Source organism: Vagococcus fluvialis bH819 (assembly GCF_900163795.1).
Taxonomy (GTDB): domain Bacteria; phylum Bacillota; class Bacilli; order Lactobacillales; family Vagococcaceae; genus Vagococcus; species Vagococcus fluvialis_A.
The window spans coordinates 277711-294804 of sequence record NZ_FWFD01000003.1; the positions used below are offsets into that span (position 1 = coordinate 277711).

Sequence of the window (17094 nt, forward strand, 5' to 3'; positions counted from 1 at the left end):
TTAGTCCTCCTCATAAATCAATCTAATTCTTTCAAATTCTTCTCCGTATTGATTTTTGAGTGTCTCTGCGTTTTCTTCAATGATCTTCAATGTATAAGCATCATGTTTAACATATTCTTTTGCCAGATTTACCATGGCTTTATTCTTCGTCCACGTCACGTCCATAACTTGTTCGTCACTCTCTAACGTCCCAAAGACAACTTCTTTTTCGTCTGCCACAATATTAATCCATCTTGAACCAAAGTCATGTAATTTTTCCTCTTCAAAACCATGAACATAATAATTTTTCAAAGGAATATCATAATGATGGTTGTTACTAAAAAGAATCAACACAAAACGAGGGATATTAGCCTCTACTTCTTGTAAAAGACTGACCACTTCTTTTGTTAAATCTTCTTCCCACATCTGCATCAACAAACTATTTTTAGCATACTTCATTAGATGTTGGCTTTTTTCCATCACACTTTGGTAATTTTCTAATTTCCAGAGAAGCTCTTCTTCTTCTTCTTGGATCTTTATCTTACCTAACTGATTATCTAAAAGAGCTAAATCTTGCTTAACATTGTTCTCTAATCGACTTAAGAATTCTTCAGATGACACTGCGTAATACAATTTAGGTTCTGATTTATTAACGACAACCAAATTCTTTTTAATTAATTTTTCCAAAACGTTATAGACCTTAGAACGTGCCACACCAGACTGTTTACTAACCTCATAACCAGTCATCACCCCTTTTTCTAAAAGCGTGGTATAGACTAAGGTTTCCATTTCAGAAAAATCATATTTTTTCATTATTTGTACAATCGTTTCCATATTTTTTATCCCCTATTTTTTTAGTAGCTACTACAGTGACTACTATATCGTGAAAAAGGTAACTTTACAATAGTTTGTTAAAACTTTTACAAATAGGGTTCCTTTTAAAAGATATGTTTTTAGATTATTGGTTCGATAGCCCCAAATAACTTTTTATACGAAAATAATCACACCAGAAAAACCCCTGAAGAATGAACTCTTCAGGGGTTTATTTTATAATTTAATCCCCAATCAACATTGACAGTTTTTTATTTACTTTCTCTCTCTTTTTAATTTACCTCTGTATTCACCTATCTATTTCAATCATTATTCCAAAACAAACAAGTCCAGATATTCCAAATCGGAATACCTGGACTTATACTAACTTATTGTTTAATCCAACAATCTTTTTTGACCTTCTAAAGCTTGAATCTTAGTAACATCTTGAGTAACTTCTAAACAACCTAGATAAGTTTTATTCTCATCTCGCAATGCAAAGTAGCGAATATATACTTTTCTTGGTCCTAAATCAATCCAAAAATCAGCATCATCTTTGGTGCCTGCTTTAAATTCTTCTAAAATCTTTTCAACCATATGCATGCTTTTTGGTGGATGGCAATTGACCACCTCACGGCCTAAGACAGATGTTGTTCTAGGGAATACTCTATCAGGACCTTCTGAATAAAATCTCACTCTATCATCTGCATCCACAACGGTTAAATCAACTGGTAAGACGCTAAACATGGCTTTCATTTCTTCAATATTTAGTTTTCCAGTTGGAAGGTTAACAAATACGGTTTCTTCTTTTACTTCTTCTGACTTCATTGACTTTTGTTGTGCTTGACTAAACTGAATGGATTCTTGAATCGCTGCAAGTCTTCTTGGTTCATGTTCTAAACTTACTTCTTTAGCAGCATCACTAGCCTTATAAATAAGTGGTTTAGGAATAAAAGCAAAACCAATATCAAAACTATTTTCACTTATTTCTTCCCAGTCTTCCAAACTAAAAACTTCCAATACCATAGGAATCATAATTTCTTCTTCTTTAAAAATCATTTCATCCACATTTTCTACCATTTCAAAAAGTGGTTCTCTTAGTTGATTAATAATAAATTTAGGGTCAGAAAAATCAGTGATTAACTGTTTGATTTCAGATCTGATATCATCATCTACTCCCCACATAACTTGGGGTGGTGCTGTGATACCATATTTCTCCATATAAGAAAATATCAGCATTTCTTTTCGTTTGTAATGAGTATCGATTTGGTATAAATCTTCTAAAACGGTAACTATTTTATTTTGTAGCGTCAAGTCACCTTTAACGATTTTTTCAAATAAAGGCAATAGTTCATCATGTAATAAAGACTTAATGACAATATTTTCTAATTTTAACGTATGAACTGGATGTCCCGGTGTTTCATGTTCATAGTTTGAGTGGTGAATATCTTTGATGGCGCCTTTAAAAACTGATGCATGAACAGTACACAGTTTTTGAATTTCTGCCGGATCTAAACCTCCTGCAATTAATTCTCTTTCAGCTGAAGTGATTTCACTGACATCCACATCACTAAATGACTCATCAAACATTTTTTTAGCCTCTTCAAAATGACCACCTTCATGAAGTAATCCTAAAATTTCAATTAATTTCTTTTGTCTTTCCACTGCTCTTTCTTTTGTCATTATTCAGCCTCCTCTTCAAAAATAATGCCATTCTCTTGAAATTTATTGACAACGTCATCCCAAGGAATTTTCTTCATTTTTGCTCCTTTAAAAACTGTCATTTTTTTCCCTGCTGTTCTAAGCATCAATGGGTTTTCCACTCCATTTAATCCTAATTCTATTAAAATATCTTTGATCTTTGGATATGTTTCAATCAAATCAAAAACAGTTGCTTCTTTACTTATCTTTATCATAAACACACCTCGTTGATAATTATTCTCAATCGAAATTATCATAGCACTTTATTTGCTTAACATCAATGTGTTTTACTTCACATTATATGGATATTTTAATAATTACTATCTTAAAAAAATTTTATGTTTTTACTTTATAGAACGTTTTCATTTGACTTTAATTTAGTTTTTATACTACTATATATGTATAGTAGTTTATTATTTTATGAAAGGATGATACACATGGGACATCATAAAAAAAATAGTAAATCAGGTCTTTTTGGTAAACTTTTAGCTAGTGGATTAGTTTTAGCTGGGGCAAAAAAAATATTCGACAATAAAGATCAAATACTTAATCGCTTAAAAGAAGAAGAAAAAAAAGAAACATCTAAAAAAGAATAAATTGTGACAATTAGACATTCAAATTAATAAAAAGAAGAGGCTGACTAAAATGTCAGCCTCTTCTTATTTTTACGAACATCATTTATAGTAAACGATTTCCGTAATACCTATCAGTTATTAAGAGCAGATTGATATTTGATTATTATTAGTAGCCACTTGTATCACTGCTGTTTGTTTTTGCACCGATAATTTTAACACCGTCACTTGCGCCAATACGTGATGCACCTGCTGCAACCATCGCTTCCGCATCCTCTGTTGTTCTAACGCCACCAGACGCTTTAACTAATGCTTTATCACCAACAGTGTCTTTCATTAACTTAACATTTTCAGCTATTGCTCCTGCTGTTGAAAAGCCAGTCGATGTTTTTACATAGTTTGCTCCAGCTTCTACTGACAATTGGCAAACTTTAACAATTTCTTCTTTTGTTAAAAGTGCTGTTTCGATAATTACTTTAACTAAAGCGCGCCCTCTAGCTTCATTCACAACAGCTTTAATATCTTCTAAAACAACATCATATTGCGCTTGTTTTAATGCACCAACGTTTATAACCATGTCTACCTCATCAGCGCCATCAATAATTGCTTGATTCGTTTCAAAAGCTTTAGTTTTTGAAGAATTTGCACCTAAAGGAAAACCAATAACCGTACAAATTTTTACATCACTACCTGCTAATTCTTCTTTAGCAAATGGAATCCATACTGGATTAATACATACTGACCAAAAGCCATGTTCTTTTGCCTCACTTGTTAAGGTAGCTATCTCTGCTTGAGTAGTATCTGCTTTTAATTTTGTGTGATCGATCATTTTTGCTAAATTTGTCATATTTATACTTCCTCTCTATTTGTTTACAAATTAATTATAACTCCACTATGAACAAATGTAAAGAGGGGTATGAACATAATTTCAAATAACTAACTTTTTAGCCGTCCAATAATCAGTAACCAGTGTATTAACATACTCTCCATTTAGTGCACCTTTAATTGCCTGTAACTTATGGTCACCTCCTGCAACCAATAAAGAGATACGTTTTTTGGGTAATTCAGAAAGTTCAATTCCGATAGTACGATCATTAACTTCTTTAGACGCAATCTCTCCTTTTTCATTATAAAAACGAGAACAAATATCGCCAACTGCTGTCTTCTGTAGGTTATTTTTTTGCTCTTCAGTCAAATATTCTAATTGAAAAACTAATGCTTCTTCCCTTGTTGTTCCTACAGTATAAATCGCTATGCTTGCTTCTTCTTGAAGTTTCATAATATGTTGAATATGACGATCTTTTTCGACAACAGTTTTAACTTCTTTATTATCAAAAATAACTGGTAAAGGCAGTGCTGTTCCAGTTGTATGGTAATTATCCGCAAATAATGATAATGTTTCATGAGCAAATGTTGTCACTTTTGAATGAGTAATGCTTCCCTTTAATTGAACCACTTGTATATTTTTTAATTGATTAGATTGGAGTTTTTTAGCTACTTCAAAGATAGTAGTTCCCCATCCAATTCCAATTATATCGCCATCTGCTACTACTTCTGAAAGATAATTTGCAGCCTCCAAGCTAATTTGTTCTACAATCAATTCATAGTTATCACTAGGCGTTTGTGCGATAACAACTTCTTTTAATCCAAATTTTTCTTTAATTTCTCTAGCTAATACCGTTCTTTCACTAAAAGGATCTGTAATTGTAATAGTCACAAATCCATTATCCTTAGCATGTTTAAGTAATCTAGAGACTGTCGGTCTTGAAATATTTAATTCTGTTGCTATTTTTTGTTGTCCATACTCTAGCTGGTAGTATAATCTAGCAACTTCGACGCTTAATTGATCTTTTGTTATACTCATTATTATTCACCTTTCACCGTAACATCTTTAAAAAAATTACTTCTAACTGATGAGTTTAATTATGGCATATCTTAAGTAAGCACACCATAGTTTAACTTAACTATAAAAAATATTGCTAAAAAAGAAGTCAATTTTCTGATAAGATAGTCCAAACAGAAGTCACATTCAGACATTTTTTTAATCTACTCAATCCTATCTAAATCTATTTTTTTTATTAAGTATCGCATGTACATTTCATTAATAACTACAATTCCCAAAAGGATAAACCAAATCAACGGGAAAAAAATTTCTAAACTAGAGTGATAACTATAGGGATTTTCAGCAACCATCTCTGGTCTATTTTTTAAATAGTAAATTGTTACTTTATCGCCATCTTGCCAAGCAGACTTTTCAGCATCTACTCCATAATTATTTTCCTTATAATTATAAGTTTTAACTTTATGCTTATCTACTTTGATTATTGCTTCTGTCTTTTCTTTATCTCCTTTTGAAAAATCCTGTTGATCTTTCCAAAAATTAAATGAAATTACTGGCATAAGTATTGTAATGACACAAATAAATACAATAATGAATATTCTAGCTATTTTTTTCATGAGTCATCACCCTTTATTTTTATCATAGCATAATTTATTTACACATGTATATAAAACGAGTTGTTAAAGGACAATTAAAGTAATTATTACATTGTAATAGGATAATAAAAGCTACTATTTTATCTCTGTGACTTCTCTATACAACTGTAAAAACACTCTCTAATGTAACTCTTTCTAAACTTATTATCACTGGATAATTATCTTAAAAGAAAGACCCTATTGTGATATAATGTACAATATAAAAAAATAAGAGTGATTATCATGAAACTTATATTTTGTGCACTTGTTTGGTTATTTATCTTTATTTACTCCCAACGCAATAAGGTATTTTTGCTTATTTATTAATATAAGCCTTCTATCAATAACCAAACACATGATTATTTCACAACAAAGGAAGATGAACTTAATGAATAAGCAACTCTCAGATATTTTAACTATCCATCATCAAGCATTAAATGTTTTCCCATATTGGACAGATGATTTGATTGATTTATGGGAAACTTCAATTATTGGTTTGTTTAAAGATATTCAGCAAGGATTACCTAATAAAGAATTTTACAAAAAACTCAAAAAACTAAGTGCTTTATTAAATGATGGTCATACAATGATTTTTCTTCCTGACGAGATTAAAAAAAATTTAACTTATGCACCACTTACGTTAACTGTCATTGAAAATGAATTAGTTATATATTCTGCGCACAAAGATTTCACTAGTTATCTTTTTGAACCTATAAAAAAAATCAACACTCTTACCGTTAATGAATTTTTAAACAAAATAACTAATCATTATTGGAAACATAATATCAACATTTCTTTAACAATGGCTCAAAAAAACTTTAGTTTTATCTTCAATACAAGTTTATTTTTAATTGAATTTAAAAACGGTAAAAAGATGACGTTCCCTTTTTTACCAAACCAAATGAATGATTCAAGTAACTACACTGAAAAATTTAATAACTATCTGACTTTAACTGAACATGAAGCCATTAGCATTTATCAAGTATCTAATAAAATAATCATTAATTTAAAACACTTTATGTCTGATGAGATGGTGGCTATTTTTTACAAATATATTCCAGAATACCTAGCTTGTGAAGAAATAATTTTTGATTTAAGAAATAACAGTGGTGGTAATTCGGGGTATGGTAATGAAATAACTCAAGCTTTCTTTAACTCTACCTTTGAAACAGAAAAAATTAGTACTCAAGCAATTGAGGGTGGATACATCGCCTCAGCTATTATTTTAAACACAGATAATTATAACTCTAAGAATGAAACTGATCCAGAATTAATAAAAATGAATCAAATGCTGCATCATCAATACTTAACTTCTCATATAGAAACAAATCACTATAAAAAATATGAAGGATTATTAAAAAATAAATCTGTAAAAATACTTCAAAATGACCAGACTTATTCTGCTGCTGAAAATTTTATTATCAACTTTTCCAATGCCGATAGAGCAACTTTAATTGGTTCTAATACAGCTGGATCAACAGGTCAACCAGCACTTTTTAAACTAAAAACAGGTGGTTGCTTTGTAGTAACAGCTAAAAAAGTTGAAACACCTAATGGTTTGGCACATCATAATATCGGAATTAAACCTGATATATTTATACATGATACGTTAGTAGACAACAGACAAAGACAAGATAATACCTTAATTTATGCATTGAAAAACTAGGCTAGTTGCTTTTGAAAAATCAAAATATATCTACTTAATTAATTACAGTAAAAAAACAAACCAATTACCCTAATCGATAATTGGTTTGTTTCTCTGTTCTCCTATAACATCACAGTAACTGTTGCTGCGATAATAATCAATGCTAATCCGATAATCGTCATTGTCATTTCTTTTTTAGATCTCTTTTGTCCTAAGAACCAAATACCTGTTAATGTCGCTAAAACAACTGATGTTTGTGATAGGATAAAGCCTGTTGCTAAACCATTCATATCTGGTTGTGCTGAAATTAAGTAAGTTAAAGCAGCAAAAGCAAAGAAGAATCCTGAAATAATATGTTTATATGAAACGGCTTCTTTAAACGCTGATTGTTCTTTGTTTTTCATTGTTAAGACAATACTATAAATTACCGCAACTAATAGCATTCCAATTGCTTGTGGCAAGAAGGCTTGTTGTCCTGTTAAGTTAGTTGCTTGTGGTGCTGCTGAGTAACCCCAGTAACCAATTTCACCTATTGCTAACATGATAACAGCTTTTTTCAAGACACTGGCATTTTCATCTGTTTTTTTCTCTGTCCATACTGTTAAACTTGCACCAACGATGATTAAAATCAAAGCTAGTCCACCAACTAATTTAGCTGTCAAACCAGGCCAATTTCCTAATGCAATAACGCCCCATAATGATGCACCGAGTAATTGAAAAGCAGTGGTAACTGGCATTGCTTTAGATGAACCAATTAAACCAAATGAGTAAAAAGTAATAATTTGTGCAGATGCCCAACCAATACCTGATAAAATACCTAACATTAAATCAGAGCCTGTTGCTAAACTGATTCCTTGTGTCATTGAAAAAACAATGGCAAAAATAAGTGTTCCAATTGTTGATCCTAATATTTGATTATCTGGTCTACCACCAATTTTTGATGCGATAGTTGGATAAAGTCCCCAACCTAAAAGTGGTCCTAAACCGATAAGTAATGCTGTTGTATTCATATCCATCCCCCTATTTTCCTTTTAATTAAAAGACTACGCCACTTTCCAATAAAATATTAGCATATGGCGTCATTTCACCTGTTCTAACAAAAGCATGACAGTTGTTAAGTTCTGCTTTCATTTCACTATGTGGAATAAATTCGATAGGTGTTTCTGGTAAACGTTCCTGAATCATTTTTAGCATTTCAGGATTCATCTCTTTAATTTCCATTGCTAAATATACCTTTTGAACTTCTAACTCTTCCAGAACATTATTTAAAACGTCCATAAAACTCGGAATGCCATTATCTACAGCTAAGTCGATTTTTTCTGTTGTCATTGGAACTGGCATACCAGCATCTCCAATACTTAATTTATCGAAATGTCCCATTTGAGAAATAACTCTTGAAATATCTGAATTGATAACTTTTGATTTTTTCATTTTAATTTTCTCCTAAACTAATTCATTTTTGTATGGAATTGATGGTTGTGCCCCGTATCTTTGAACAGTTAATGATGATGCTTTGTTCCCATAAGTAATTGCTTCTTCAATATTACTGTAGTCAGTTTTTAGAATAGTGCTTAACGCTCCGATAAATGTATCACCGGCTGCTGTTGTGTCGACTGCTTTCACTTTAAATGCTGGCACAATACCAGATTTCCCATTCACATCATAGAAAGCGCCTTTACTACCAATTGTAATAATAACAGCTTCAATACCTAAATCATGTAAATAATCAGCAGCTTCTTTTAAGCTTTTTTCATCTGTTACTTTAATTCCAGTTAAAATTTCTGTTTCCGTTTCATTAGGAATAATCATATCTGTCACAGATAACAATTCTTTTGGCATCTCACTAAGAGCTGGAGCTGGATTTAAAATTGTTTTAACTTGTTTACTTCTTGCAATATTAAACGCTTCCGTTGTACTGTTGATAGCACTTTCAAATTGAGAAATTAAAAAATCACTTTTTCCAATAATATCTGTTGATTTTTGAACGTCTTCTGGTGTAAAACTATTATTTGCTCCAGAGAAGATTAAAATACTATTTTCGCCAGCATCATCTACTGTAATGAAAGCTTGGCCCGTTGATTGATTATCTAACTTAATCACACCTGTTGTATCAATCTCTTCTTGTTCAAGTAACTCACTCATAACTGTTCCTGCTCCATCATTTCCCACTGCACCGATGAAATAAGTATCTGCACCAGAACGTTTAGCTGCAACAGCTTGGTTAGCTCCCTTGCCACCACCGGCAGTAAAATGTTCTTTCGCATGCATTGTTTCCCCAGGTTTAGGCATTTGACTTACTCTAAGTGTTGTATCTAAGTTGATACTTCCGATAACGGTAATCGTATTCATTTTGATTCCCTCCAAGATTTATTTGTTTAATTTATAAAAATTAAAACGTTTTATTAAAACGTTTTAATAAGACAACAAAAATATAACACATGATGAAAGCAATTTCAAGCATGTGTCGTTGAAAATCTATTTATTATATTAACCGGTAGTTTTTTAGACTCCCATTCTTTTGTGGGATGTTCAATTCGATCAAGTAACATCTCAGCTGTTTGCCTACCTAATTCGTAGATTGGTTGTCCTATTGTAGTCAATGGCGGTGTTATGTATTCACACATATCGATATTATCATATCCTATGATGCTATAATCATCAGGTACCACTTTTCCTAACTCTTTTAAACCAAGATATAAACCAAAAGCAATTTCATCATTAATCGCAAAAATCCCACTAATATTTAGTTGTGTAATTTCCTTTGCTGCTTCTCGACCACTTTTTTTAGATAAGCTGTCTACTTTTATTAATTGACAAGTCTCTCCATAAATTGACTGAAATCCATCCACTCGCCTCTGAATATTTTGCGTAATATTTTTAGGAACAACTACTGCTACATTTATATGTTCTAATTTTTTTAAATGTTCTGCTGCTAATTTACCACCTAAAAAATCATCTGTGCCAATAGTATCACTATTTCCTTCAGAACTTTTTTGATCTAAAATAATAAACGGATGCTTTTTATTTCTTAGTAAACGTTCGATGTCATCGTTGCTAATCGCAGAACTAGCAATAATAAAGCCATCTACACCTCTTCGACTCAGCTCTTCCAAGGCATTATTTTCTCGTTTATTTTCTTCATTTGCATTGCACAACATCGTAATAAAATTCTCTTGGTACAAAACATCTTCAATCCCTCGAACTAAAGTTGAAAAGAAAGGATTTGAAATATCTGGTACCATGACTCCGATTGTTTTACTTTTTTTCATGACCATTCTTCGAGCAAAATAATCAGGTTCATAATTTAGTTTTTCTTTTATTTTGATTACTTTTTCAACTGTTTTAGGACTAAAATTCTTTCCATTACCATTTAATATTTGTGAAACTGTAGAAATTGAGACACCAGACTCTTTGGCAACATCTTTAATGGTTATTTTTTTACCAGTCATTTCTCCCCCACCTAATATCATTATCCTTCTTATTTTACCCTATTTCGGCTAATTTAACAGTAAAACATCTAAATTTTCCCTACTTACTTATAACGACTCAATTCTTTAATAAGTATAAAAAACATTGCTTGATAGCTGGCATTAAAAACTGTTTCATTATTATAAATTTCTCTTTCATATGCTTTTGTAACTTCACTTAATTCTGGTTCTACTTGAGGATATTTCATTTCAAAATCTAACGCATAATCCATAAGTGACTGGTCTTGCTTCCGATGATCCTTAGTGCTCGCTTTTTTGATAATCAGCTCATAAACGTTGTGATAAGCATTTTTGTTATATTTAAAAATTACTAAAGCATAAAGATATAGTCGATACTTGAATAGATATAGCATCATCGTCACAGCTATAATTACTGATGCTGAAACAATAATTTTAGAATACTTTTCAAATGAAAAACTAGTCATTCGTTTCTTATTAACATCTTTAGTAACCTCAGTTGTTTCTTTTGATTTGTTTGTATCTTGTTCTTTTTTAGGCGCTGAATCATCTTTTAGTGCTGCTTCTTTAATTCCTTTATTAGTTGTTTCTTTTTCTTGTTCAACTTGTCGAACCTGATAGAATGTTGGCGTTGGCTCAAAAGGAATCCAGCCAATTTCTTCAAAATAAACTTCTACCCACGAATGAGCATCTAAATTTCGAATCTCATAAATGTTACGATTCCCATCTTTTTGTTTCATACTTCCTGTGCTAAAACCTTTAACCCATCTTGCTGGGATATCGATTGAGCGTAACATAACAGTCATCGCTGTTGAAAAATTATCACAGTAACCCACTTTGGTTTCAAATAAAAATTGTTCTACATAATCTTGATTTTCTCTAGGGTAAGGGACCTCTGCTTTAGAATACCTGAAATTAGAAGGATCTTTTAAATATGTTTGTAGCGCTAAAACTTTATCATAGCTCGTCCTTTTTTCTTTTGTTAACTCTTCTGCCAAATTTTTAATCTTTTTCGGAAAATCCCCTGGCAAAGAGGTGTAAGGATGGTTCGCATTTGGATAATTAGTAACAGCTTGTTTTAATTTATCTTCTGGGATATCCATATTTTGAACCGTCATCTTGATCTGATTAAGATTAGCATTACTTTTTAATTCTACTCGACCTGTTCGTTCATCAAATTTAAATTTATTGCTTTCCTTAACACCGTCTACTATTGATTTTCCATAAGTCACTGGGACATACTTATCTGAGTAGGAAAAAATAAAATCAATTTCTTCTTTTTCTTGACTATTTATACTCCCATTTTCAAGAATAAAGTCTGTCTTTGGATCAATTTCTTTTAGCATTAGTTCTTCGGATAATTCCCATCCTTTACCTGTATAGATATCTTTACTCGCTATACGCCAATAATGTGGGTTTTTTTGAATTACTTTGAACTGGAGTGTTTTATCATCTTGTAAAGCACCACCCAACTCACTATCGTCCTCACTGAAACCAGTACTTGAGGCTACTCCATATTTATAATTGGCGATATAGCTATAAAAATCCTTACCTGTTAAATAATTTCTATATGGTGTCGCTATCTTTACGACCTTATTTTCCATGAAAGAAGTTGGTAAGACCAGGCTTAAAGTTAAGACTAACCCTAATAAGATACTTGCCGATAAAATAAATTTATAGGATTTAAATTCGCTCAATTGAAGTCCTTTTAATAATAAAGACAAGCATAAAATTAATAAAATTTGTTTGGTTATCATGATATCGTTGAATATGCTTAAAAACATTAAATAACTAACAATAATTAATCCTACTGACATAATATTTTGACCCACACACAATGCCTCAATTAGGATAACCAAAAATATTAAAAGAAAAAAATAAGTTAATGCTAGAGGATAAATAAAGGTTTCACTAGAATGAAGTTCTTCAAAAAACGTTCTGCTATGTTTGACAAATAACAACATAGACGGCTTTTCGTTCACTACTTGTGAGAAATAAAGACTACTAATCATTATCATTAGATAAATAGGAATCTTTAGCACATATTTTTTTATTCCTAGCGCTACCACACTAAATATGATAATTGGAAAAAGAATTTGTTTAGGATGTGGCATTGAAAACGCCATCAGTATTGTTTGAAAAGATAAATAAAAAATTAGAATTGATACAATAAAAAATGACATTTTCTCATTTAAATTTTTCATTTTCTAATCAACTCACTTTCAATCATCTGGTAATCTATTACTGTAACCTTTTGTGTTTGATTAAATTTACAGAGTTCTTTAGTCAACTTAGATGTTACTTCAGGAGTTATGACAATGATATTTTGCTCTTTAATAGATGTAAAGCTACCAGGATCTGACGCTTTTTTGATTCGCGCAAAATCAATTGGAGAGTCAATTTTTTTTTGAGAAACATTGTCTCCCATTAGATAAAAATCCCAATCATAATTTTTACTTGATTGAAATAAAGAAAAAAAGACTTGTAAGCTTTTTTCAAAATAAAAACTTTTAACTCCGTAAAAAATAAAAACGGTTTTTGCAAGTTGTTGTTGTTTATATTCTCGCAACATTAGTATTTGTTTTTTACTGGATAATTTCCAATCAATTCCCTTAATTGAATCTCCTGCTTGATATTCTCTAATATTTTCTACATCAAAACTTCTCTCACCAAATAACGTCTTTTCAAATAATTGAGTAACTTGTTGATAGTTAACCTCTCCGTGGCTACTAGGCAAAATAGCCAACTCAAATTCAACATCCAATTGTTGTCTTTTGTTAATCAATCCAAATAAATCACTAGATTTTATTTCGACTGTCACTTTTTCTAATGACATTCGTTTTTTCGCTTCCCAAACAAAAATCAGTCTTTTATCTTTTTTAGAAAAAAGATAATACGTTTCTTTATAATCTAAATCTGGACAAGTTATAGTAAGTAACGGAAAAAAACAGTTTCTTTTGCTTGTATTGAGTAACTTAAATTCAATCTCACGTTTTTCTCCGACCTCGACCATGACTGGTGTTAAAGGTGTCATGATAAAATATTTTAAAGGAGATAAAACAGAAAAATAACTAATAGCTAAGAAAAAAAATATAAACAAAAAAATTCGCCAGCTCATTTGAGAATTAAACGTCAAGGCATACATCAAGCTAACAAAAATGAAACCTGTTAATAATAGATTATCTGTTTTTTTCATTTCATTTACCTCTCAATAGGAATCGGGACATTTTCAATAATTTCTGTCATCATAGTTGCTATTAATTTATCATCTGGTTGATGATTATTTTTTAATTTAATCCGATGACTAAAACAGTAAGGCAATATCTGTTGTAAATCTTTGGGAACAACATATTGACGACCTTCAATTAAAGCATACGCTTTAGCAGCTCTCATAAAATCTTCACTTCCACGAGGGCTGACACCTAAAAGGATACCTTCATGTTCTCGAGTTTTTTGAACCAAACGTAACGCATAACGCGCAACTTTTTCATGCACAAAAACAGCTTTCACTTGTTTTTTTAACTCTATTAATTCTGTCACAGTCATCACTGGATTCACTTCAATTAGAGTTCTTTCTTCGCCTAAAATAAGTTGCAGTTCATCCTCAAAACTTGGATAACCAATTTTTAATTTTAATAAAAACCGATCCAATTGAGCTTCAGGTAAAGAGTAAGTTCCTTCATGCTCTACTGGATTTTGAGTAGCTAAAACTGTAAAATGTGGCGATAATTCATAAGTAGCATTATCAATCGTAATTTCTTTTTCAGCCATTGCTTCTAACAATGCTGACTGTGTTTTAGGTGTTGCCCGATTAATTTCGTCGACTAATAAAATTGAAGTAAAGATTGGGCCTTTATGAAATTTGAACGACTGATCTTTTGTATCATAAATAGAAACACCAATAATATCATTAGGTAATAAATCTGGAGTAAATTGAATTCGATTATAATCACACTGAATTGTTTTAGAAATTGTTTTAACTAATAACGTCTTTCCTACTCCAGGAACATCTTCAAATAAAACATGTCCACCTGATAAAATAGCTGTTAAAGTTAATTTAATGACCTCACGTTTTCCAAGTAATACCTTAGAAACTTCATCTATTAATTCTTCTAGCTTTCCTAAATTAGAGTCATTCATCATTTTTCACCCTTTATGTTGTTTTATTTTAATTAAATCATACCATTCCTTCTCTTAAAAAACATCTGAACTAAAAATATTCAAAAAAGAAAAATATGTAAAATATAGCACTTAAATAAATTATGACTATGATATAATAAGTTAACTACAAAATCCCCTGTATTGGAGGCGTTAATATGGATATTTATAGCGTTTTAGGCGTAACTAAAGATGCTTCAATTGATGACATTCGTTTAGCCTATTCGACAAAATTAAAAACAATTGATATGTCAAAAAATATTGAAGAATATCAGAATTTAAGGCTCGCTTATAATGAAGCATTAAAAATTGTTAATAATCAATACTACAATCCAATAAATAAAGTGACTTCTGAACTAAATAATACCGAAACTAAAGTTGAAAAAATAAATAGTACTGATATATCAACGTTACTTTCTAATGCAGAAGAAGAGAAGGACAGAAAATCTGTTAGAACTATCAATCAGCCTACTAATCCTGAAAAAGAAATAACCACTAATCTCAGACGTAATGAAAGAAAAAAAGTAGACAATTCTATAAAAAAAGAGCAGCCAATAACAACCAAAAAAGAGTCATTCACTCATGATTTATCTCTTTTTCTTGCAGAAAATACTTACTTTAGTAGCTCTTCTGATTGGCACTCTCTCATCAGCCCTGTTCTATCTACAAATGAAAAAGAGTCTGCCTTAACAACCATTAAAGTTTTTTTATTAGAAAATTATATGTTGCTTGATGATCGTACCAGACATGAGATTATTAATCTTTGTCAATTTTCTGAAAGCTCCTTTAATTCTACCGAAGATATTGTAACTTTTAGAGAGCGCATCAATCAAGAAAATTTCCTAGACTATGATTGCTATGCTTTTATGCCTAGTGGGATTCGTGAAGATTATTTTAAATTAAGGTACCAACTTCACCAGTCTATTCAAGTAGCAGATATTCCTGTCTTACTTTCAGAAATAAAAATGAACCAATTAGTTGGTTACCCATATAAAGATGACGATTTGCTTTTTTTATTAAGTGTTAGCAGTTTACTAAACCAAACAAAGTTAAATAATCCAGAAATTAACAATTACTTGTCGAAGATTCATTCAGATAAATATATCCATGATATTAAAATCTTAAAAAAATATGCTTCTTTTTTAGATAACGATACACAAATCATTATTTCTAACGCTGAAATCATCGGTTTAACTTGGGTTTCTGATGGAACAAAAGAGCAATTAATAGCAGGAATAAGGCAAACAAAGCAAAATAAAAAAATCATAAAATCAGCTAAAAGAAGCCTCCCTTATCAACCTAATATTGAATCTAAATCTCATGTACCTTTTAATATTTGGAAAGGTATCGCTATTTTTATTGTTATTTTAATAAGTTCTTTGTTTGTAATTTCAATTATTTCACCCAATAACGAAGAAGTAGATTTTGAGAACAGTCTTGAAGTTAATAATCAAGAAAATAATGAAATAGACTATTTTTTAAAAGCTCGACCTAATAATATTCGACTGAATTATGAATTATATGATAATCTTTTTTGGGAAAACAGCGACTCATCAGAACCCCCGAATGGTTTTACCTCTGAATCATTTAATCAAGTTAGCAAAATAAAAGAAAATTATAGAAATGATTTAGAAAACATGGACCAGATTGATATCTATTCAGAAGCTTCGGAAGCTCATTTTTTAACTGAAAATAATACGGTAATTAGCTATGTTTCATTTAGAAACAATGAAGATTTTAATTTAAAGGTGACAGTCGATGCCAAAAATATTATTAATCAAGTCCAAGTAATCAACTCAACTGAAATGCCTAAAAATAAATCGTTTGGTACATTAGATGCCTCTTTATTCCTTTTTGAAGATATCGCAATGAAACACAATAGACTTGATGATTATAAATCAGATTTAGAGCAACTCTATTCACTTTACTTAACAGAAGACTGCTATGACCTATTATTAAGTATGGATGATGAAGCCTTTAATTACTTAGGCTCTTTCAGCTACACAAAACCTTATTTATTAACAATAAAAGAGCAAACTATTATTGTTTTTGCTGGTTATAGTGACCAACTTATTTTTATGGATTTAGATGATAATTTTAAAATAAGTCATCTTTATGCTGATTACTTTGAGGAAACACCAAATGAGTATTTAGAAGCTGTTAAGAAACTAAAAATTAATAAAGAAGATTCCAATCCCTGGGCTATTTCATTGGGAAATTAAAAATAACAGAAGCTAAAAAAGCGTAATTGGTTGTTGCCAATTACGCTTCTTTAGTTTTAAGTATTTCTATGTACCTATTTTTTTCT

16 protein-coding genes are annotated in these 17094 nt (G+C 30.8%); 3 read left to right on the forward strand and 13 right to left on the reverse strand.

What is annotated here, in order from left to right; all coding sequences use genetic code 11:
• The 3 genes from FM121_RS01595 to FM121_RS01605 all read right to left on the reverse strand — a co-directional run bounded on the left by FM121_RS01595 (position 1) and on the right by FM121_RS01605 (position 2705).
• Positions 1 to 813 (reverse strand): TrmB family transcriptional regulator, encoded by an 813-nt coding sequence (locus FM121_RS01595; RefSeq protein ID WP_086950405.1) that lies wholly within the window; start codon positions 811 to 813, stop codon positions 1 to 3.
• 372 nt (positions 814 to 1185) lie between these two features.
• Complete coding sequence (locus FM121_RS01600; RefSeq protein ID WP_086950406.1) at positions 1186 to 2472, reverse strand: DUF438 domain-containing protein; 1287 nt, start codon at positions 2470 to 2472, stop codon at positions 1186 to 1188.
• The gene (locus FM121_RS01605) at positions 2472 to 2705 is read right to left on the reverse strand and encodes a DUF1858 domain-containing protein (RefSeq protein WP_086950407.1); all 234 of its coding nucleotides are present in this window, start codon (positions 2703 to 2705) and stop codon (positions 2472 to 2474) included. Before FM121_RS01605 ends, FM121_RS01600 begins: the two co-directional genes overlap by 1 nt.
• Positions 2706 to 2927: 222 nt before the next feature.
• On the opposite strand from FM121_RS01605, the gene FM121_RS14400 reads away from it, so the two are divergent.
• Positions 2928 to 3086 (forward strand): hypothetical protein, encoded by a 159-nt coding sequence (locus FM121_RS14400; RefSeq protein ID WP_179203768.1) that lies wholly within the window; start codon positions 2928 to 2930, stop codon positions 3084 to 3086.
• A gap of 145 nt (positions 3087 to 3231) precedes the next feature.
• Here the strand turns inward: FM121_RS14400 and deoC are convergent, their stop codons facing one another.
• From deoC to FM121_RS01620, 3 genes are all read right to left on the reverse strand, one after another.
• Positions 3232 to 3909 (reverse strand): deoxyribose-phosphate aldolase, encoded by a 678-nt coding sequence (deoC, locus tag FM121_RS01610; protein ID WP_086950408.1) that lies wholly within the window; start codon positions 3907 to 3909, stop codon positions 3232 to 3234.
• 81 nt (positions 3910 to 3990) lie between these two features.
• Positions 3991 to 4926 (reverse strand): sugar-binding transcriptional regulator, encoded by a 936-nt coding sequence (locus FM121_RS01615; protein WP_086950409.1) that lies wholly within the window; start codon positions 4924 to 4926, stop codon positions 3991 to 3993.
• Between the two features lie 182 nt (positions 4927 to 5108).
• The gene (locus tag FM121_RS01620; protein WP_086950410.1) at positions 5109 to 5519 is read right to left on the reverse strand and encodes a hypothetical protein; all 411 of its coding nucleotides are present in this window, start codon (positions 5517 to 5519) and stop codon (positions 5109 to 5111) included.
• Between the two features lie 406 nt (positions 5520 to 5925).
• Between FM121_RS01620 and FM121_RS01625 the strand changes: the two genes are divergently transcribed.
• Positions 5926 to 7203: a S41 family peptidase gene (locus FM121_RS01625; protein ID WP_179203769.1), complete on the forward strand. Its 1278-nt coding sequence runs from the start codon at positions 5926 to 5928 to the stop codon at positions 7201 to 7203.
• A gap of 101 nt (positions 7204 to 7304) precedes the next feature.
• On the opposite strand, the gene rbsU is transcribed toward FM121_RS01625, so the two are convergent.
• The 7 genes from rbsU to FM121_RS01660 all read right to left on the reverse strand — a co-directional run bounded on the left by rbsU (position 7305) and on the right by FM121_RS01660 (position 14768).
• Positions 7305 to 8192 (reverse strand): ribose/proton symporter RbsU, encoded by an 888-nt coding sequence (gene rbsU / locus FM121_RS01630; RefSeq protein ID WP_086950412.1) that lies wholly within the window; start codon positions 8190 to 8192, stop codon positions 7305 to 7307.
• Between the two features lie 25 nt (positions 8193 to 8217).
• Positions 8218 to 8613, reverse strand: a complete 396-nt coding sequence (gene rbsD, locus FM121_RS01635; protein ID WP_086950413.1) for a D-ribose pyranase — start codon at positions 8611 to 8613, stop codon at positions 8218 to 8220.
• 12 nt (positions 8614 to 8625) lie between these two features.
• Positions 8626 to 9531: a ribokinase gene (gene rbsK / locus FM121_RS01640; RefSeq protein WP_086950414.1), complete on the reverse strand. Its 906-nt coding sequence runs from the start codon at positions 9529 to 9531 to the stop codon at positions 8626 to 8628.
• Between the two features lie 104 nt (positions 9532 to 9635).
• Positions 9636 to 10631 (reverse strand): ribose utilization transcriptional repressor RbsR, encoded by a 996-nt coding sequence (gene rbsR, locus FM121_RS01645; protein WP_086950415.1) that lies wholly within the window; start codon positions 10629 to 10631, stop codon positions 9636 to 9638.
• An 83-nt stretch (positions 10632 to 10714) separates the two neighbouring features.
• Positions 10715 to 12832 carry a transglutaminase-like domain-containing protein gene (locus tag FM121_RS01650; protein ID WP_086950416.1) on the reverse strand — a complete coding sequence of 706 codons (2118 nt, stop codon included), beginning with the start codon at positions 12830 to 12832 and terminating at the stop codon, positions 10715 to 10717.
• Positions 12829 to 13824, reverse strand: a complete 996-nt coding sequence (locus tag FM121_RS01655) for a DUF58 domain-containing protein (RefSeq protein ID WP_086950417.1) — start codon at positions 13822 to 13824, stop codon at positions 12829 to 12831. The genes FM121_RS01650 and FM121_RS01655 overlap by 4 nt, the downstream gene beginning before the upstream one ends.
• Before the next feature lie 5 nt (positions 13825 to 13829).
• Positions 13830 to 14768 carry an AAA family ATPase gene (locus tag FM121_RS01660; RefSeq protein WP_086950418.1) on the reverse strand — a complete coding sequence of 313 codons (939 nt, stop codon included), beginning with the start codon at positions 14766 to 14768 and terminating at the stop codon, positions 13830 to 13832.
• Positions 14769 to 14944: 176 nt separating this feature from the next.
• Here FM121_RS01660 and FM121_RS01665 point away from each other — a divergent pair, with 176 nt between their 5' ends.
• Entirely contained in the window at positions 14945 to 17008 is a 2064-nt protein-coding gene (locus FM121_RS01665; RefSeq protein ID WP_086950419.1) for a hypothetical protein, read from the forward strand.
• Positions 17009 to 17094 lie beyond the last annotated feature (86 nt).

Bases quoted from the DNA above. Each gene is read 5' to 3' on its own strand.
- FM121_RS01655 (WP_086950417.1), bottom strand. From the start codon at position 13,824: ATGAAAAAAACAGATAATCTATTATTAACAGGTTTCATTTTTGTTAGC.
- FM121_RS01660 (WP_086950418.1), bottom strand. From the start codon at position 14,768: ATGAATGACTCTAATTTAGGAAAGCTAGAAGAATTAATAGATGAAGTT.
- FM121_RS14400 (WP_179203768.1), top strand. From the start codon at position 2,928: ATGGGACATCATAAAAAAAATAGTAAATCAGGTCTTTTTGGTAAACTT.
- rbsU (WP_086950412.1), bottom strand. From the start codon at position 8,192: ATGAATACAACAGCATTACTTATCGGTTTAGGACCACTTTTAGGTTGG.
- rbsK (WP_086950414.1), bottom strand. From the start codon at position 9,531: ATGAATACGATTACCGTTATCGGAAGTATCAACTTAGATACAACACTT.
- FM121_RS01650 (WP_086950416.1), bottom strand. From the start codon at position 12,832: ATGAAAAATTTAAATGAGAAAATGTCATTTTTTATTGTATCAATTCTA.
- FM121_RS01605 (WP_086950407.1), bottom strand. From the start codon at position 2,705: ATGATAAAGATAAGTAAAGAAGCAACTGTTTTTGATTTGATTGAAACA.
- FM121_RS01595 (WP_086950405.1), bottom strand. From the start codon at position 813: ATGGAAACGATTGTACAAATAATGAAAAAATATGATTTTTCTGAAATG.
- FM121_RS01625 (WP_179203769.1), top strand. From the start codon at position 5,926: ATGAATAAGCAACTCTCAGATATTTTAACTATCCATCATCAAGCATTA.
- FM121_RS01600 (WP_086950406.1), bottom strand. From the start codon at position 2,472: ATGACAAAAGAAAGAGCAGTGGAAAGACAAAAGAAATTAATTGAAATT.
- FM121_RS01665 (WP_086950419.1), top strand. From the start codon at position 14,945: ATGGATATTTATAGCGTTTTAGGCGTAACTAAAGATGCTTCAATTGAT.
- rbsR (WP_086950415.1), bottom strand. From the start codon at position 10,631: ATGACTGGTAAAAAAATAACCATTAAAGATGTTGCCAAAGAGTCTGGT.
- rbsD (WP_086950413.1), bottom strand. From the start codon at position 8,613: ATGAAAAAATCAAAAGTTATCAATTCAGATATTTCAAGAGTTATTTCT.
- FM121_RS01615 (WP_086950409.1), bottom strand. From the start codon at position 4,926: ATGAGTATAACAAAAGATCAATTAAGCGTCGAAGTTGCTAGATTATAC.
- deoC (WP_086950408.1), bottom strand. From the start codon at position 3,909: ATGACAAATTTAGCAAAAATGATCGATCACACAAAATTAAAAGCAGAT.
- FM121_RS01620 (WP_086950410.1), bottom strand. From the start codon at position 5,519: ATGAAAAAAATAGCTAGAATATTCATTATTGTATTTATTTGTGTCATT.